The organism is Luteolibacter flavescens (assembly GCF_025950085.1).
GTDB classification, from domain to species: domain Bacteria; phylum Verrucomicrobiota; class Verrucomicrobiia; order Verrucomicrobiales; family Akkermansiaceae; genus Haloferula; species Haloferula flavescens.
Map to the genome: position 1 here is coordinate 93900 of NZ_JAPDDS010000013.1, position 16629 is coordinate 110528.

General features: G+C 63.8%; 20 protein-coding genes. 7 read left to right on the top strand and 13 right to left on the bottom strand.

The annotated features are described in order from the left end of the window. Window positions 1-37 precede the first annotated feature (37 nt). Entirely contained in the window at window positions 38-607 is a 570-nt protein-coding gene (locus OKA04_RS19605; RefSeq protein WP_264502908.1) for an RNA polymerase sigma factor, read from the bottom strand. An 88-nt stretch (window positions 608-695) separates the two neighbouring features. Between OKA04_RS19605 and OKA04_RS19610 the strand changes: the two genes are divergently transcribed. Further along, window positions 696-944 (top strand): Precorrin-3B methylase, encoded by a 249-nt coding sequence (locus tag OKA04_RS19610; RefSeq protein WP_264502909.1) that lies wholly within the window; start codon window positions 696-698, stop codon window positions 942-944. A gap of 22 nt (window positions 945-966) precedes the next feature. Here OKA04_RS19610 and OKA04_RS19615 read toward each other — a convergent pair whose 3' ends face one another. Then, entirely contained in the window at window positions 967-1257 is a 291-nt protein-coding gene (locus OKA04_RS19615; RefSeq protein ID WP_264502910.1) for a DUF6172 family protein, read from the bottom strand. A gap of 137 nt (window positions 1258-1394) precedes the next feature. On the opposite strand from OKA04_RS19615, the gene OKA04_RS19620 reads away from it, so the two are divergent. Further along, a complete protein-coding gene (locus OKA04_RS19620) occupies window positions 1395-1883 on the top strand; it encodes a hypothetical protein (protein ID WP_264502911.1) in 489 nt (162 codons plus the stop codon). Window positions 1884-1982: 99 nt separating this feature from the next. Here OKA04_RS19620 and OKA04_RS19625 read toward each other — a convergent pair whose 3' ends face one another. Next, window positions 1983-2375 carry an acyl-CoA thioesterase gene (locus OKA04_RS19625; protein WP_264502912.1) on the bottom strand — a complete coding sequence of 131 codons (393 nt, stop codon included), beginning with the start codon at window positions 2373-2375 and terminating at the stop codon, window positions 1983-1985. 118 nt (window positions 2376-2493) lie between these two features. On the opposite strand from OKA04_RS19625, the gene OKA04_RS19630 reads away from it, so the two are divergent. Next, a complete protein-coding gene (locus OKA04_RS19630; RefSeq protein ID WP_264502913.1) occupies window positions 2494-3420 on the top strand; it encodes a hypothetical protein in 927 nt (308 codons plus the stop codon). A gap of 9 nt (window positions 3421-3429) precedes the next feature. On the opposite strand, the gene fabF is transcribed toward OKA04_RS19630, so the two are convergent. From fabF to OKA04_RS19665, 7 genes are all read right to left on the bottom strand, one after another. After that, window positions 3430-4674, bottom strand: a complete 1245-nt coding sequence (fabF, locus tag OKA04_RS19635; protein WP_264502914.1) for a beta-ketoacyl-ACP synthase II — start codon at window positions 4672-4674, stop codon at window positions 3430-3432. Between the two features lie 122 nt (window positions 4675-4796). Further along, window positions 4797-5039: a hypothetical protein gene (locus tag OKA04_RS19640; RefSeq protein WP_264502915.1), complete on the bottom strand. Its 243-nt coding sequence runs from the start codon at window positions 5037-5039 to the stop codon at window positions 4797-4799. Continuing rightward, window positions 5036-5779 (bottom strand): hypothetical protein, encoded by a 744-nt coding sequence (locus tag OKA04_RS19645; protein ID WP_264502916.1) that lies wholly within the window; start codon window positions 5777-5779, stop codon window positions 5036-5038. Before OKA04_RS19645 ends, OKA04_RS19640 begins: the two co-directional genes overlap by 4 nt. Window positions 5780-5853: 74 nt before the next feature. Continuing rightward, window positions 5854-6291 (bottom strand): ExbD/TolR family protein, encoded by a 438-nt coding sequence (locus tag OKA04_RS19650; protein WP_264502917.1) that lies wholly within the window; start codon window positions 6289-6291, stop codon window positions 5854-5856. Further along, window positions 6288-6980, bottom strand: coding sequence for a MotA/TolQ/ExbB proton channel family protein (locus OKA04_RS19655; RefSeq protein WP_264502918.1), 693 nt, complete (start codon window positions 6978-6980; stop codon window positions 6288-6290). Before OKA04_RS19655 ends, OKA04_RS19650 begins: the two co-directional genes overlap by 4 nt. Window positions 6981-7038: 58 nt before the next feature. Next, a complete protein-coding gene (locus OKA04_RS19660) occupies window positions 7039-7509 on the bottom strand; it encodes a free L-methionine (R)-S-oxide reductase MsrC (protein ID WP_264502919.1) in 471 nt (156 codons plus the stop codon). 99 nt (window positions 7510-7608) lie between these two features. Further along, entirely contained in the window at window positions 7609-8421 is an 813-nt protein-coding gene (locus OKA04_RS19665) for a DUF2971 domain-containing protein (RefSeq protein ID WP_264502920.1), read from the bottom strand. A gap of 346 nt (window positions 8422-8767) precedes the next feature. On the opposite strand from OKA04_RS19665, the gene dnaX reads away from it, so the two are divergent. From dnaX to OKA04_RS19680, 3 genes are all read left to right on the top strand, one after another. Then, entirely contained in the window at window positions 8768-10357 is a 1590-nt protein-coding gene (gene dnaX, locus OKA04_RS19670) for a DNA polymerase III subunit gamma/tau (protein ID WP_264502921.1), read from the top strand. Between the two features lie 88 nt (window positions 10358-10445). Next, on the top strand, window positions 10446-10748 hold the full coding sequence (locus tag OKA04_RS19675) for a YbaB/EbfC family nucleoid-associated protein (RefSeq protein ID WP_264502922.1): 303 nt from the start codon (window positions 10446-10448) through the stop codon (window positions 10746-10748). A gap of 27 nt (window positions 10749-10775) precedes the next feature. Further along, entirely contained in the window at window positions 10776-11801 is a 1026-nt protein-coding gene (locus OKA04_RS19680; protein WP_264502923.1) for an endonuclease/exonuclease/phosphatase family protein, read from the top strand. A gap of 7 nt (window positions 11802-11808) precedes the next feature. Here OKA04_RS19680 and OKA04_RS19685 read toward each other — a convergent pair whose 3' ends face one another. Genes OKA04_RS19685 through OKA04_RS19695 form a run of 3 tightly spaced genes read right to left on the bottom strand, consistent with a single transcriptional unit; the run spans window position 11809 to window position 15671 of the window. Then, a complete protein-coding gene (locus OKA04_RS19685; RefSeq protein WP_264502924.1) occupies window positions 11809-12579 on the bottom strand; it encodes a S1 family peptidase in 771 nt (256 codons plus the stop codon). 21 nt (window positions 12580-12600) lie between these two features. Next, the gene (locus tag OKA04_RS19690) at window positions 12601-14301 is read right to left on the bottom strand and encodes a PQQ-dependent sugar dehydrogenase (RefSeq protein WP_264502925.1); all 1701 of its coding nucleotides are present in this window, start codon (window positions 14299-14301) and stop codon (window positions 12601-12603) included. Further along, window positions 14295-15671 carry a Gfo/Idh/MocA family protein gene (locus OKA04_RS19695; protein ID WP_264502926.1) on the bottom strand — a complete coding sequence of 459 codons (1377 nt, stop codon included), beginning with the start codon at window positions 15669-15671 and terminating at the stop codon, window positions 14295-14297. The genes OKA04_RS19690 and OKA04_RS19695 overlap by 7 nt, the downstream gene beginning before the upstream one ends. Before the next feature lie 103 nt (window positions 15672-15774). Between OKA04_RS19695 and OKA04_RS19700 the strand changes: the two genes are divergently transcribed. Continuing rightward, window positions 15775-16623 carry a 50S ribosomal protein L11 methyltransferase gene (locus tag OKA04_RS19700; protein ID WP_264502927.1) on the top strand — a complete coding sequence of 283 codons (849 nt, stop codon included), beginning with the start codon at window positions 15775-15777 and terminating at the stop codon, window positions 16621-16623. Window positions 16624-16629 lie beyond the last annotated feature (6 nt).

Consider the following 16629-nt stretch of genomic DNA (forward strand, 5'->3'; position numbering starts at 1 on the left):
TGCAGTCTTGCTTCTTGAGTCTTGAAATCTTGTGCCTCTAGCCGTTCGCGCTCTCGATCCCCATGCGTCTCAGGTTTTCGCCCAGGGACTTCAGCAGGTGGTGGAGCTTGTAGCCCACGTTCCCCACGCTGAGGCCGGTGCGCTCGCTGATCTGGTCGTATTTGAGATCCTCGTGGTATTTCAGTTGGAGCAGCGCGCGGTCGTCATCGCGGAGTTCCGCGAGCAGGAGTCGGACGGCGCCGGCGGCCTCCAGGCGGGCCACGGGGTCGTGGTCGTCGTGGCCGGCGGCGGCATCCCACTCGGGAGTCTCGTCCACCAGGGTCTCGCGCTTGTGGTCGCGCAGGTGATTCAGGGCCAGATTCCGGACGGAGCGGTAGAGCCACGCCTTCGGATTCGCGACCTCGTCCCAGTGGGAGTGGAGGCGAAGGAAGGCCTCCTGGACGAGGTCTTCCGCGCACTCGCGGCGGCCCACCATGCCGTGGGCGTAGCGCAGGAGCGGACTCTCCTCCGCCTCGAAGATCTGCCGGAGCGTGGGTTTCTCCTCGGTCATCGTGGCGAAAGGAAGCACCTCCGGGGCTTCAGCCCTGGGCTTGGATGCGGTTTCCATGCGGGGTGTGATTCATGGCTTCATTACCAAGGACACGGCACCGCGGAAATCCTTGGAAGAAATTTTCACCCGTGGGAACTTTCCCGCCGTGCCGCCGAAAAAGAAGCCGAATGCCAAGCCCCTGACCGGCCCCGCGCTGGTGAAGGAGGTCTGCCGCCGCATCCGGCTGGCACGCAGCCTCTGGGACGCGCACCGGAATGCCGCCTGCCGCGGTGAACGCGAAAAGGCGATCGCCCTCTACGAGACGCTGACCCCGGAGGAGCGGGAAAAGGTCCCGCAGGTACTCCGCGTGTGGCTGCGCTACCGCAGCGAAAAATATTTCGGCGAGGGCCGCTGATCAGCCTCCCCCGCCTGCCGCTTCACTCGGCCTTCTTCGCCCGGTGGCCAGACTTGGCGAGGATCTCGACATAGGCTTCCTTCCCGCCTGCCGTGGCGATCTCCGCGACGGCCTTTTCCAGATCTCCCGGGTGCGTGGCAGCGGCCTCCGCGGCGGTCGCTCCGACCCGGCAGTCGAAGTCCCAGAAATCCACGCCCTCCGGCAGCGGCTTCCGGCGCTCGCGCTTCAGGTACTTGCGCAGCTCGTGCTTCACCGCATCGAGCACCAGCGCGGGCTTCCGGTCCGGGACATCGAGGGAAAAGGTCTTCTTCATCGGGCCGCCTTGTGTCGTCAGCAGCCCGGATTGTCGATGTCGATTCACAACTAACAGCCGGTCCCGTGATCACGTAGCCCCATACTCCGCGATCCCGGTATGCCTGACTACGTACGTATGTCGCATCTTGCCTGCATATGAAGCGCGCCCTCCTGACCGCACTGATCATCTCCGCCTTCCCTCTCTCCGCCCAGCAGGTCGCCAAGCCGGCGGCCATGCGTGCGAACGAGCATCGTGAAGTGACCAGTGCCAGCGCCTCCCTGCTCGCCGGTGCGCTGAACTTCCGCCCGGATGGCACCGCCCACGCGACCCACAAGGTGGGGAACTTCAGCACGCGGGTGGAGCTGAAGGACCTGAGCCTTCAGGAAATCATCAAGCAGCCGGTCACGAAGGAAGACCAGGCGAAGGGCATCACCCGCCGCTACCACGCGAAGCTCGTCTGCCGCGCCCACCGCATCTGGGAAGGCTCGCAGGCCAGATGGTCGGAGTGGCGGTCCAGCAGCTACGGCTTCTTCCCCTCGACGATCGTGGTCGAGGAAGTGAACGGCAAGCTCGTGGCGAGCGCACGGCGCCTGACGGATTTCAGCCCCGGGACCGATGGCGCGATGACCGTCTCCACCCGGTGACCTTTTCTGTGTGTGTGTGTTTCCGGTGGGGGAGGATCCCAGGCCTCAGGTCGGCCGCTTGGATTTTCCTTCACCGGATTCCCCCCCCGGGCCTGCCAGCTAGCGGGCCAGCTTTGCCCGCGTGGCATCGTCGATGACGAGCGGCTTGCCGTGGGCGTCCACCCGCACAGTGGTCATTTTCCCGTGGGCACAGACTTCGCCGTCCCTCAGTACCTCGAAGACCCAGCTCACCGATGCCGCACCGAGGCGCTCGATGCCGAGCTGCACCTCGATCCGGTCGCCGAAGCGCAGCGGGCTCTTGAAATCGCAGGCCACATGGACCCGCGGCCAGCCGCCTTCCTCTCGGCTGATGATCGTGATCCCCTGCGCTTCCAGATACGCGTGCTCCGCTTCCTCCACATGACGAAAGATCTTCGGGAAGTGGATCCACCCGCTGCAGTCGGTGTCGCCGAAGGCAATCTGGGACTGGTGCACATGAAGGGGCTTGAGCATGCCGATGGTATGAACCGTGGACCCGCATGCCGCAAGGGCGGGCGCGTCCGGAGGAGAAAGCGGAGATGCCCCGCTTTCCATCTCCACAATTCCAAAGTGGCACGCTCTACTACCGGCAATGAAACTGGATCGCGCCGTCATCCTGTCTGGAGTTCTCGCCGGGCTCATCCCGCTGGCACTGGCGCAGGACCTTCTTCCGGGCCCGGAAGATCTGCCCCCGCCGCTGGAGGATGAGCAGATTCTCCTGCCGGAATCCGGAGAGGATGGCGTGATCGACCGGGTGAGGCCCGGCTCCGGCGCAAAGCCTCTGCACTCCGCCAAAGGCTCCGGGCCATCGCAAGTCATCGGCGAAGGCGGCGGCACGCGCCTGCTCCACTACCGCACCGCGAATCCGGCATCGACGAAGCCGTCCTTCTTTCACCGGCTCGTCGCAGCGACTGCGGACGGGCGGCAGTTCCTTGTCTATCACGACGAATCGAGGTCACCCGAGCCGCTTGCCCGCGTGAATGCCCGCGGTGATGTCGCCACCGTCTCCCGCTGGTCCTGCATCCGGGCTCACTTCGCTCCCGACTACAAGCCGGTGAATATCCGCAAGCTCCGCGGCGACCGCTTCCTGAAGACCGCCCCCGGATTCGAACGCTTCACCATCCGGGACATCGCCTGGGGAGAAAGCGTGCTGATCTGCAGCGGCCATCTCACCATCTCGGGCGGCGACTACCCGTTCCTCTCCCGTCTGCTCTTCACGGACAAGGGTGAGGTCAGCGACCACCAGATCCTATGGACCACGTGGAAGTCCGGTGTCGCCACACGTCTCCAGCGGAATTCCGCCGCCGACAGCATCCCGCGAAGCCTGCACCAGCAAGACCAGCTCGTGCTCTGGAAGAACGCCGGACCGCGCTCCTCCAAGGACTTGCCAGCGGGCTTCGAAAAGTCTGCCTGGCAATGCACCGACCTGACCACCGGCACGACACGCCTGCTAGCAGAAACGGATCCGGTGGACCGGACCCGTCTGGAGCAAATCGAGCAGGCGATCGGAGCCCGTTGAAGCGTCGGCTTAGAAGCGCTTCACGATCAGCGAGGCATTGTGCCCGCCGAAGCCGAAGCTGTTGCTGAGCGCCACGTCCACCTTTGTCTCGCGGGCCGTATTCGGCACCACGTCCAGATCGCACTCGGGATCCTGGTTTTCGACGTTGATGGTCGGCGGCACCACGTTGTCCACGATGGACATGATGGAGGCGATGAGCTCGATGCCGCCTGCTGCGCCGAGCATGTGACCGGTCATCGACTTCGTGGAGCTGACCATGAGGCCGTTCGTCGCGTGCTCGCCGAAGGCCAGCTTGATCGCGCGCGTTTCAGCGATGTCGCCGAGGCCGGTCGAGGTGGCGTGGGCATTGAGATACTGCACGTCTTCCGCATTCAGCTTCGCGTGCTTCAGCGCCATGCCGATGGCATAGGCCGGGCCGCTGCCATCGGGAGATGGCGCGCTGAGGTGATGGGCATCCGCACTCACGCCGTAGCCGACGAGCTCGGCATAGATCTTCGCGCCGCGGGCCTTCGCGTGCTCGAGCTCCTCGATCACCACGACACCGGCACCTTCACCCATCACGAAGCCGTCGCGGTCCGCGTCAAAGGGACGGGACGCTTTCTCCGGCGCGTCGTTGCGCGTGCTCAGCGCCTTCATGTTTGCGAAGCCGGCCAGACCCATCGGCAGGATGGTCGCCTCTGCACCGCCGCAAAGGAATGCATCGGCATCGCCGAATTTGATCATGCGCCACGCCTCGCCGATGTTGTGGTTCGAGGTCGCACAGGCGGTGACGATCACCATGTTCGGGCCGTAGAGGCCGTGCTCCATGGAGATGATGCCACTCGCGATATTGGAAATCATCATCGGGATGGTGAAGGGCGAGACGCGCTTCGGTCCCTTCGTCAGGCAAACCTCGTGCTCGCGCTCCAGCGTGCCGAGGCCGCCGATGCCGCTGCCCACCATCACGCCGAAGCGGCGGCGGTCCACCTTCTCCAGATCCACGCCGCTGTCCTCCAGCGCCATCTTCGACGCGGCCACGGCGAACTGCACGTAGCGGTCGGAACGGCGGGAGTCCTTCGGCACGCCGAAATACTGATCCGGCGAGAAATCCTTCACCTCACCGGCGATCTTGCACTCGTACGGCGCGGGATCGAGCAGCGTGATCGTGCTGATGCCGCTGCGCCCGGCTTTCATGCCGTCCCACGTGGTTTGCAAATCGTTGCCAAGGGGGCTGACGCAACCGATACCGGTGATGACGACTCTTCTTTCGCTCATGATTTGTGACTTAGGGCGTGTGGCGTGACGGGAATTTCGGGGGTCCTTAGAGGGTGCGGTCGTGGGTGGCAAGCCTCATCCCTGATTCGAGATCGCGGCTTCACCTCGTGGCTCCACGGTTTTCAGCCGAGGCTCTTGTTACGACCCCTCTCATTGTCCGCCCCGCAGTGGGGACACCGGAACGTACGCTCGCGCCCCTCATCCTCAACCACCAAAAGGCACAGGCGGCAGGTGACCCTCTTCCGCAGCGAGCGGCGCTCGGCACCGGCTGCGGACCAGCGCGAGATCCACTCGAAAAGGACCACGATGCCCATCGCGATCCCGATGGTCCACGCGGCGAGCTCGGTGAGGGTGACGTCGATCATGATCCGCTCGCGATTTCGACCGCGGTCCATCCGCCGCCCTTTTCCCCGCCCTCGATGATGATCTGGCGGAGCCACTGCTCGCCGCTGTCGTCCGGGACCGGCTCGGCGGAGATGAGCATGGTCACGCGGTTGACGCGTCCGCTTCCGTCATAGCCGAGCAGGTAGCGGTTGCCGCGAGCCAGCGTGGCAGGCGGCATGGTGGCTGGCGTGATCGCGCGGATTCCCGCACTGGAAAGGACGAGCGGCCGCAGCGGATCCGGCAGCGGCGGATTTTGTGAAGGAGGCTCCGGCACCGGCAGGGGTGGCAGGATGCCGGGGGAAGTCGAGGCGTCCTCGTCCTTCATCGCCAGCGGGATCTCCACCTCCACCGGGCGTAGCTCCGGCTCGTAGCGATACCCCGGCTGACGGGCGGTGGCCATCGAGCGGGCGATGGCCTCCTTCACCGTCACATCACCCGCGGGATCCGGCCGGCGGGGCATGGGCCCGGCTTCCAGCGCCATCAGCTCCAGCGATTGCCACTCCTTCCCGTGCGGGACGAGGATGAGCGAGCCGCGCTGCTCCGGCTGGCGGGGGACATTCCCCACCCGCACCCGCACCGTGGCGGCCAGCCCCGCGGTGATCAGAGAAACCACGCCGACCGCCATCAGGAAGCGCAGCGTGTGCCCCACCGGCAGGCGCCACTGGAAGACGAGACCGCTCTCGCGGTCGCGGCTCGTTCGCTTGTGGCGGGAATGGAACATCGGTGGACAGGAGGCGCGGGATTCAAGCCGCAGGGACGATCAAAGGGGCATCGCCCGGGAGAAAAGGAGGGCATTCATGGCGATTCCTTCGGATCGGCGACGGCCTCGGGCTGGCCCAGCAGGTAAACCCGCAGTCCTTTTTGCAAGGCGACCTCGGCGACGGTCCGCTGGGTCTCCACTGGCACGCCCTTGTCCACGCGTAACAGCACCGTGGTTGAGGGCCCGGACTCGCTGCCACGGCGGGCGTCGAGCCGCTCGGAAAGCTGCTCCAGCGTCACCGGCTCGCGCTCCAGCCAATAGCCCGGCGGATCTCCCGCAGTCACGGTGACGACCGACGCATCCGTCTGGCGCTCCATCTGAAAGCGCGAGACCGGCAACTCCACAGCCACGCCGGATTGGTTCACGAACTGCCCGCCGAGCAGTAGAAACACAAGCAACAGCCCGCACAGATTGAAAACCGGCACGACGAAGAGGAACCCCGGCCGTTCCGGCAGCGTGGATTCCAACTTCATTTCTTCCGTTCCTCGCGCCGCCGGGCTTCGAGTTCATCACGCATCGAGACGATTCCCGTGTCGATCCGGGCGTCGCAGATCATGTTTACCATCTCGATTCCCGTCCGCTCCAGGCGATGAAGGAGCCGCTTCGTCCGACCAAGGAAATACAAATAGAAGAGGTAGGCCGGGATCGCGATGACCAGGCCGACCACGGTAGCCACCAGTGCAGTGCCGACACCGGAGGTCAGCTCGACTGGTCCGGCGTAGCTGCCGTTGGCGCTCATCTGCTCAAAGGTCTTCCACAGCCCCAGCACCGTGCCCAGCATCCCCGTCATGGGAGCCAAGACCGCCACACCGAGGATGCCCCGCAGGTTTTTCTCGATTCGTGGCACCTCCAATTGCCCCGCCTCCTGCGCGATGTCGCGTAGGTCAGGACGCTCCATCGAGTGGCGCAGCAGGATGGCATGGGCGACGCGGGCCACCGGACCGGGTGCGCGGGCCGCCTCGTGCATCGCCTCGGCGTAGGCTTTCCGGCGAACGTGATTCGAAAGGCCCACCAGCAGATCCCCGACATTGATCCGGGCGCGGTGGAAGAAAAACAGCCGCTCAACGACAAAAACGGCGCCGAAAAATGCGAGCGCCGCCTGTAGCCAAATGATCAGCCCTCCGTTTTCGAGGAGGCCCGAGGAATTGAATTCGGTCGGCATGTGCGCGTTCTATAAACCACTCCGAAGCATCTGGCCAGTCCGATGAAAGAATCATCGGTCAACCGACGGCCCACCCGGCGAAGATCGCCTCCAGCTCCGCCCGGTCCACCTCGTCAAAGGCCTCCTTTTCCGTGGAATCCACGTCGAGGACCGCGATCACCGTGCCCCGGGCGTCACGGACCGGCACCACGATCTCGCTTTCCGCCCGGCTGTCGCAGGCGATGTGGCCGGGGAATTCATGCACATCCGGCACCACCTGCGTCTCCCCGGTTGCCCAGGCAGCCCCGCAGACGCCCTTCCCCCACCCGATCCGCGAACATCCCGGCGTCCCCTGGTAAGGCCCGATCACCAATTGCCCACCGACCACCCGGTAAAATCCGGTCCAGAATGCATGCGGCATCGCCTCATGAAGCACACAAGCCGCCCCCGCCATCCGGGCGATGGTATCCGGCTCCCCCGACCAAAGGGCATGCAGGCGTTCGCGGGCCGCGGTGTAGCGGGATCTCTTTTCGTCGGCGGTGGGGATCACGGGGGATTTCTGCTCCGGTCCAGCCGCCTTGGCAAATGGTTCCCGAGCGCTCATCCGCCTCCGACTGATGGCGATGCCTCTTACCACCAGCCAACCATACTAATTATCGTCAGTGTCCGGAAATGCCTCGAATCCGGATTCTGCAGTTACGGGTAAATATCTACCGATCTCATCAAGATCCACGGCTCTCCGCTTTAGCTGGTAATTTCCCGGAACCTCAAAGATCTCATAAAATTTAACGGGCTTTTGTCGACCGGAAATCGATTGAACAACGGAATGTACGACAGAAGCAGAGACCCTCAACCCAAAAGTCACATCTTTGAGAAGCAGGGGAGAACTTTGAAGACCCTCGTCCCCAATCAAGCGCCACTCTTTCTCGTAACTCCACCCTCTCGCCTTTCGAAGCAATACATCCTGATCGATTTGGCTCTTCGCACTTGGGTCACCCTCAACAAAGGCCCGAACTAAGACGGAAGTTTTGACCCCTCTATTTCCGCAGTAAATTGCTCGGTGGATCTGTGGCTTTGGATCGCGATCCAGACTAAAGCCCAGACATAAGCCGCGATGCTGATCACCGTAGTGACTCCAAAGAACTGGGCTCTTCCACGTAGTCGAAAAACAACACACTCCACGATCATAGCTCAAAATCAGTTCTTTCTGGATCTCCAACGTTAATAACCATTGTTCCGCATCTTCCTTGGAGCACTCGTGGTCGGGGTGACCTGCGTGATCAGCCATCTGAATCAAGATCTCTCTCGCCTCTTTTTGGGCACGGTTGTCGGCGAACGCAGTAGCACTTTCTTGCGAAACGCGTGCCTTCCGAAGAAATCCAAATGTCTCTGTAGAAACCCGCCTCTGGACTAAAAATGAAAGAAGGCCGCGCAACTGCTCTAAGTCGGAGTCGCACTCCACCGTTGGACGACAATCCAGCGGGTCATTGAACCTCCCCGGCGTCGAAAAATACAAAGTGTCCTTACACAGAGAATCTATCGTGAGTGAATCGAAGGCTCGGTATCGGAAAAATCTGGTGGGCATCTGACTCATACCTGCAAAGAACGAACTTCGGAGCCAAGGGCACCCCGCATTGAGGTAAAAGTCTAAAATTCAGCGCAATCCGCCAATCACGAAAGGACACCTTCGGCGACCACACCTCCACAGAGAGCCTCGAAATGCGCATTGAAGGCTTTCTGAGCTGAATGACGATCCGAAAAAGGATTCCACACTTTCCTTCCCTCCAATCCCCCCTCACCTTCCGCGCGTGAGCTACCAGGTCTTCGCCCGGAAATACCGCCCGAAAACCTTCGACGACGTCCTCGGACAGGATCATGTCGTGCGGACGTTGAAGAACGCCATCGCCCAGAAGCGATTGGCGCATGCCTACTTGTTCGTCGGCCCGCGCGGCACCGGCAAGACCACCACGGCGCGCATTCTCGCGAAAGCGCTGAATTGCACGGGCGGCCCGAAGGCGGACTTCGACCCCGACGAGGAAGCCTGCGTGGAGATCGCGGAGGGCCGCTCGCTCGACGTGCTGGAGATCGACGGCGCTTCAAACAACTCGGTGGACGACGTGCGGAATATCCGCGAGTCCGTCCGCTTCGCCCCGGCCCGCGGGCAATTCAAGATCTACTACATCGACGAAGTTCACATGCTCTCCACGGCGGCGTTCAATGCGCTGCTGAAGACGCTCGAGGAGCCGCCGGAGCACGTGAAATTCATCTTTGCGACCACCGAGGCGCACAAGGTGCTGCCGACCATCCTGTCCCGCTGCCAGCGCTTCGACCTGCGGCCGATCCCCACGGAAATCATCGCCAGCCACCTGCTGCACATCGCGAAGGAAGAGGGCGTGAACCTGCACGAGACCGCCGCCTGGGCGATCGGCAAGGGCGCGGACGGCGGCATGCGCGACGCGCAGTCGATGCTGGACCAGCTCGTGGCCTTCTGCGGCGACACGATCACCGAGGCGAACGTGCTGGATATCTTCGGCTTCACCTCGCGGGAGACCGTGGCGTCGGTCATCGGCAGCATCCTCGCCCGCGATACCCCGGCGGCGCTGACCACCGTGCAGCGCGAGTCGGAGGCGGGCCGCGAGCTTTCCCAGCTCCTCGGCGAGCTGATCGGCTGCATGCGGGCGCTGCTGGTGTCGAAGCTCGACTCCTCCGCAGGCGGCGACGGCATCCCCACCGAAACGTGGGAAGCGCTGAAAGCCGCTGCTGAAGCCTACCCGCCCGAGCGACTGCTTTCCGTCATCGACGTCTTCGCCGAGACCGAGGGCCGCATGAAGTGGGCGTCGAACAAGCGCCTGCACCTGGAGATCGGCATGATCAAGGCCGTCCAGACGCTCGGCGAAGTCCGCCTCTCCGATGTGATCCGCGTCCTGGCCGGGGCCACCGATCAGCTCACCTCGCCGGTCACAATCGCTCCCACCGCAACCGCGCCTGCCCCGGCAACAGCCGCACCGGCTCCGGTGGTAGAAGCAACACCGGCCCCGATCTCCATCGCGGAGCCCGAGGCGAAAGCCGAGGAAGTGACGCCCCCGGCCCCGGTGGAGGTCGAACCCGAGCCACCTGCTCCAGCAACCGCCCCACAACTCCTTCAGGAAGAGCCGCCACAGCCAGCCGCGAAGCCGGAGAAAGCCAGCTCACTGGACGACCTGATCGCGATGGCCGACGAGGGTTCCGCCTTCGATCTCACGCCGGAGCCCGTCGAGTCCGAGCCTCCGCCATGGAAGCCCGAACCGGACGCACCGCCGGAGCCCGCGGCCCCGAAGGTCGATCCGATGGAGGAATTCTACAAGGACCCGCTCATCCAGACCGCTCTCGAGATGTTTGCGGCCACGATCAAGAAGTGAAACTCCAAGCAGGAGGTGCCGCGTGCCGGAGAAAGGCACAGGACTTTTCACCCGGGATCTGCCATTCTACATCCACCATCCTTTCCCAATGAATATCCAGAAACTCATGAAGCAGGCGCAGCAGATGCAGGCCGGTATGGCCGCTGCGCAGGAAGAACTCGGCAAGCGCACCGTCGAAGCCAGCGTCGGCGGCGGCAAGGTCACGGTGGTCTCCACCTGCTCCGGCGACGTCGTGTCGATCAAGATCGACAAGTCGGTCGTCGATCCCGAGGACGTCGATTTCCTCCAGGACCTCGTACTCAAGGGCGTCCAAGAAGCCGTCAACAAAGGCAAGGAAGTTGCTGCGGCGGAGATGAAAAAGCTGACAGGCGGCATGGGGCTGCCATTCTAACAGCACCTCATCCCGTCCCTCCCCCCGATGAATTCCTCCCGCCTACGTCGCCGCTCCGGGTGGACGCTCGTCGGGTGCTCCTTGCTGCTGCACGTGGTGACGGTGTATGCCTTCGCCGAGCAGCCTGACAAGCTGGCCGCTTTCACCGTCATGCCCATCTGGGTGTGGGGGGGGATCGGCCTTCTTTGTTCCACGGTCGCCTTCTGGTTCCTGCGCGCGCCGCTGTCGCTCATCGTCACCGGCATCTGGGCCATGACCGTGCTGCTCGGGGCGGATGAGGCCAGGGTGATCGCGAATGTCGGCAAGTCCGCCCCCACCCCGGGTCCGGCGGGCGATCTGGATGGCCGCCCGCTGGTCCGCGTCCTGACCCTGAACTGCAATTTCTTCCAATACGGCGCGCACTCCGCCGGCGGCGGCGACCCCTCGAATGACATCCGCCGCTGGGACCCGGACATCGTCCTGCTCCAGGAAGTCCACCCTCATCAGGTCCGCCAGATCGCGGACCTGCTCTACCAGGGCCGCGGTGACTACCGCATCTACTCGTCCAATGGCGTGGTCTCCCGTTGGCCGATCATCCGCGAGGTGAACCCCAAATCGCGCGGCTACCGCATCCAGCAGGTGACGGTGCGGAAGCCGGACAAGCAGGACATCGAGGTGGTGAACATCCACCTCAGGAGCGCAGCCACCGACCTGCGCCTGTGGAAGCGCGAATGCTGGGTCACCCACGCCGCGAACCGTGCCCAGCGCCGGGAGGAACTGGCAATCGCGCTTTCGATCTTCGCGGAGACCGCCTCGGGAACGCCCGCGATCTTCGGCGGGGACTTCAATGCTCCACCCAGTGATCCTGTCCTGAACCTGCTCCGCGCGGATTTCCGGGACTCCTTCATCGAGGCTGGCACCGGTTGGGGAAACACTTACCAGCGCCGCATCCCTGTCCACCGGATCGACCAGATCCACCACACCAGCCACTTCAAGGCAATGCGCTGCCGGGCCGTGACCACCCGCCGCAGCGATCACCGCATGGTGGTGACGGATCTACTACCTTCCCCGTAGAAAGGCATCAGCGGTCGGCGGCGGCTTCCTTCGCCAGGCGGATCGTTTCGAAGATCAACGGAGCAGCGAGTGCCTTGCTCAATCCCATGGGCGTCTCGATCTTCCGGGTCTCGCGCTCGCTTTTGATATTCTCCACGTGATTGATGCGGGAGATCACCAGCCCGACCACCTGCGGCTTGCCACCGCCGGCGTCGATGAAGACCGGCCCGCCGCTGTCCCCATCCCACGCCGTGGCATCAATGATGAATTCGGGATGCTTGGCCATCGGTTCGGCGGGGAAGCTCCCGACCACCGCCTGCCGGGCGAGCGGGAAGCCCGCGCCATTCGCCTCCACCCGCGCAGGGTAGGTCAGCAGCATGACCGGGTCGCCGAAGGCCGGGAAGCCCTCCGACTTCACCACGTCGAGCGGCAAGGAGGCACCCTCGGGCAGATCCAGCTTCACCCGCATCACCGCCAGATCCTGCTTGGGATGCTTTGTCCACAGTGCCTGGTCGCCCTTGCGGATGGAGATCGTCTTGTCCTGACGCTTCCAGACGCCGTCTTGGTCCACCTCGCGCAGCACGAGGATTGAGGTCTCGCCGCTGGCCCTCTCAAAGGTATGCGCAGCGGTAACGAGATAAACCTCCGCGCCATCGCGCAGCAGGAAGCAGGTCGCCGTGGAGTCCTTGTTGAAGAGCTTGAAGGTCGCCCGCATCATCGCTTCCGCATGCTCCACGGCGCTGGCCGGTGAAAGCTGGAGCACGAGCGCCGCACAGGTGGAGAGGATGAGGGATTTCACGAACGGGAAGATGGAGTCGCTTCACTCGAAATGCGCGCCGGAAAAATCGATCCGGCTGATCATGCCTTCATAGCCGACGACATAGAGTTCGCCCGCCTCATCCTCGCAGAAGGAAACGACCCGCTGCGGGGCGGTGCCGATCTGGCGCGCGGTTTTCAGGACGCCATTCTCCACGGTGATGCCGAAGAGGATCTTCGACGTGTAGTCGGAGAAAACATAGACGCCTTGGAAAGACGGATTCGCCTTGCCGCGATAGACGTGACCGCCGGTCACGGAGTTCCCGTATTTCCGCCGATAGGCGAAGACCGGCCGGGTGAACTCGCGCCCTTCCTTCCGATACTGGCTGGAGAAGGACTCGAAGCCCTCGAAGACATTCCAGCCGTGATTCTCGCCACGGCGGACGATGGCCACTTCTTCCAAGCGATCCTGCCCCACATCAGCCAGCCAGAGATCCCCCGTGGGGCGATCGAAGCTGAAGCGCCAGGGATTCCGGAAGCCGTATGCCCAGATCTCAGGCCGCGCCCCCGCTTGGTCGGCGAAGGGATTGTCCGGCGGGATCGCGTACGGGCGACCGCCTTCCTCGCGATCCACATCGATGCGCATGACCTTTCCTAACAGGAGGCCGAGATCCTGCGCGTGGCCGTTCGGATCGTGATGCGGTCCGGTATCGCCCATCACGAGATAGAGGAAGCCATCCGGACCGAAGTCCAGGCAGCCGCCGCTATGGTCCTCCGCGACGCTGGCGATGGTCATGAGCAGCCGCGGAGCATCCCCCGAATCGCCTTTGAATGCCGGGTCGAATTTCTTCTCCTCGATCCGCGTGATCACCTCGCCCTTCTCCAGCGTCTGGTAGAAGAGATAGTATTTCCTGTTCTCGCGGAACTTCGGGTGGAAGGCCACGTCCAGCAGTCCATTCGGCCCTCGTTCACTGAAGACCACGTCGGTCAGGTTCGCGAAGACCTCGCTCTCTTCTCCCGTGGTCGTCTTCGTGACACGCCAGATCGTGCCGCCCTGGTGCAGGAGCAGGAATGCGCCCGGCGACCCGGGAATGGCGCGCAGCGAGGTGAGGCCGCTCTCCGCACGCACGCGCGGGAGCTTGAATTCCTTCGCGAAGAAGGGCTCGACCTTCACCGGCTTCGCCAGCTTCGGGATTTCCAGCGGCATTCCGCGATCCCCCGCCAGCGTGGATTCCTCCTGCTTCAGGGTGGTCAGATACTCGACGAGGTCGGTGAATTCATCCGTGGTGAGTTGAAGATGGAGCCCCTCGGGCATCAGGGAGACAGACGATCCCGACTGCTCCTTGATGTCCGCGGCGGCGATGGAGACCTGCTTTCCATCGAGACCCATGATCTCCACGCCCGCTTCGTTCTTCTGCTTGAGCGTGCCCTGGAAGGTGGTGCCCGACTTCGTCTCCACGATCACCGTGCCATAGCCCGGGGCGATGGTCGCGGAGGGCTTCAAGATGGACTCTATCAGATCGCGCCGGCCAAAGGCATCGCCCGCGGCAAAGAGATCCGGCCCGGCCTTGCTGGCGCTGCCATCCACCGAGTGGCAATGCGCGCATAGCATCCTCTGCTCGTGGAAGAGCGCCTTGCCTCGTGCCGCATCGCCGGAGCGGGTCAGCGCATGACGACGGTACGCCGCCTCGTCCGGCACCTGCGCGGAAGCAGATGCCGGCATCAGCATGGCGGCCGCGCCGATGACCGAAGCGACTTTTACCACCCGGGACGATTGTTCCGCTTCACGAATTGCGCCGCCTGCGGGCAGTTCGGCGAATGCATGCCCGGGCCGTCCCAGTCCATGCGGACACCCTCGCCGACGCGCAGCGCGATGCAGCCGAGCAGGATGATCTCGGTGAGGTAGCCGGCGATATCGAAATTCGAGTAAGCGGGCGTGCCGTTCTTCATCATGTCGAACCACTCCTGATTGTGACCCGGCGAGCGAGGGATGCTCTGCGGCACTGCCTTCACCGCCTCGTGGTCCTCGCCCTTGGTGAACTTGGTCTCGCCCTCGAGCTGGAGGAAGAACTGCGCACCGTAGTCGTCCGGCGAGAAGAGGATGCCCTTTTCCCCGATGATGAGGCAGCCGCTCGGGGGCAGGCTGCCCTTCATCGCGACGACGTCCTTCACGATATTCGGATACGGGCGCAGTGGCTTGAACTCCTTGTCCGGAGCGCCGTCATACCACCAGAACTTGAGCGGCGGCAGGCCGTCGCGCTCGGGGAATTCGAAGCGGATGCGCGAGGTGAGCGGGTAGCTTTCCGAGTAAATGCGCGACGCCATTTCACACTCCACCACGGTCGGATAGCCGAGCTTCAGCGCGCGGAAGGGCATGTTCACCGTGTGGCAGGCCATGTCGCCGAGCGCGCCGGTGCCGAAGTCCGTCCAGCCGCGCCAGGCGAAGTCGTGATACGCCTTGTCCACATACGGGCGCTCCGCGGCAGGTCCCAGCCACAGGTCCCAATCCAGGTGGCCGGGCACCGGGCTGGATCCCTGCGGGCGGTCCATGCCCTGCGGCCAGATCGGGCGATTGCTCCACACATGCAGCTCCTTCGGCGCGCCGATGACCCCGGCGTGGATTACCTCCACGGCGCGGCGCAGGCCATCGGCGGCGCTGCCCTGATTGCCCATCTGGGTGGCCAGCTTCTTTTCCGCGGCGATGCGTTTCAGCTCGCGCGCCTCGAAGACGGTCTGGGTGAGCGGCTTCTGGCAATAGATGTGCTTGCCCATGCCCATCGCCATCATGGCCGCCGGGCCGTGCATGTGGTCCGGGCCCGAGATCGTCACCGCGTCGATGGACGAGCCGAGCTCGCTCAGCATCTTCCGGTAGTCGGCGAATTTCTTCGCCTCGGGGAATTGGCCCGCCTTCTTGTCGAGGAAGCGCCGGTCCACGTCGCACAGCGCCACGATGGTGCCACCGCACTTCGCCGCGTCATTCACATCGCTGTCCCCTTTCCCGCCGACGCCGATGCAGGCGACATTGATGCGGCTGTTCAGGTTTTGCCCGCGCACGATCGCGGGAAAGCCGAGCAGGAGACTACCGGCACCGAGGCCGGTCTTTTGGAGGAATTGGCGGCGATGGATGGATGGCATGGTGGGAATCAGGGTTCGACGGGATACCCAATCAAAGCGCCGCGTCTTTCGATCCGCAAAAATGATGTTGGGACTTTCTCTGTCGTCCCTTTAAAACAGGGGCGTGTTCGTCTGGTCAAAACTCTCCGCCTCCAAGTGGCTCGACGCTTGGGAAGATCGCTTCCACGGCAATCCGAACTTCGTGCTCCACGTCCTGAAGGGCGGCAAATCCGTCCGGGTGGAGGTCTTCTGCGCCACGAAGCCGGAAGCGGAGGCCATCGCGAAGCAATTCGGCGGCTCCGTCCGCAAGCTCTCCGCCGACTGGAAAAAGGCCGGCCCGGAACTCCCGCCGCCGCTGAAGGTGCGCGACAAGTTCATCGTGACCCAGGCCTCCGCGGCGAAAGACCTGAAGGCGCTCGAGAAGGAATTTCCCGGTCGCGACATCATCAGCATCCCGCCGGAAATGGCATTTGGCACCGGGGACCACGCCACCACCTCGACCTGCCTGCGCTTCCTCGTGGACATCGCGAAGTCCCGCCCCGCCGGGTGGACCTGCGCCGACCTCGGCACCGGCAGCGGCCTGCTCGCCATCGCCGCGAAGAAACTCGGGGCCGGTGACACCTTTGCCTGCGACTACGATCCCTTCGCCCTGGCCGTCGCCGAGCGGAACTTCCCCCGCAACCACGTGGAGGGTATCGAGGCCAAGGAACTCGACATCCTGAAGTGGAAGCCGCGGAAGAAATACGACGTGGTCCTCGCGAATATCTTCTCCACCGTCCTGATCCAGGCCTTCCCGGTGATCATCAAGACGCTGAAGCCCGGCGGGGACATCGTCCTCTCCGGCATCCTCGCCAGCCAGGCATGGGACGTCTTCACCGCCGCCGCCTCCCACGGCCTCGGCTTCCCCGAGGTCATCAAGAAAGGCAAATGGGTCACCGCCCGCGGCGGCTGGATGAATGACCTGACGGCTTGAGCCGCG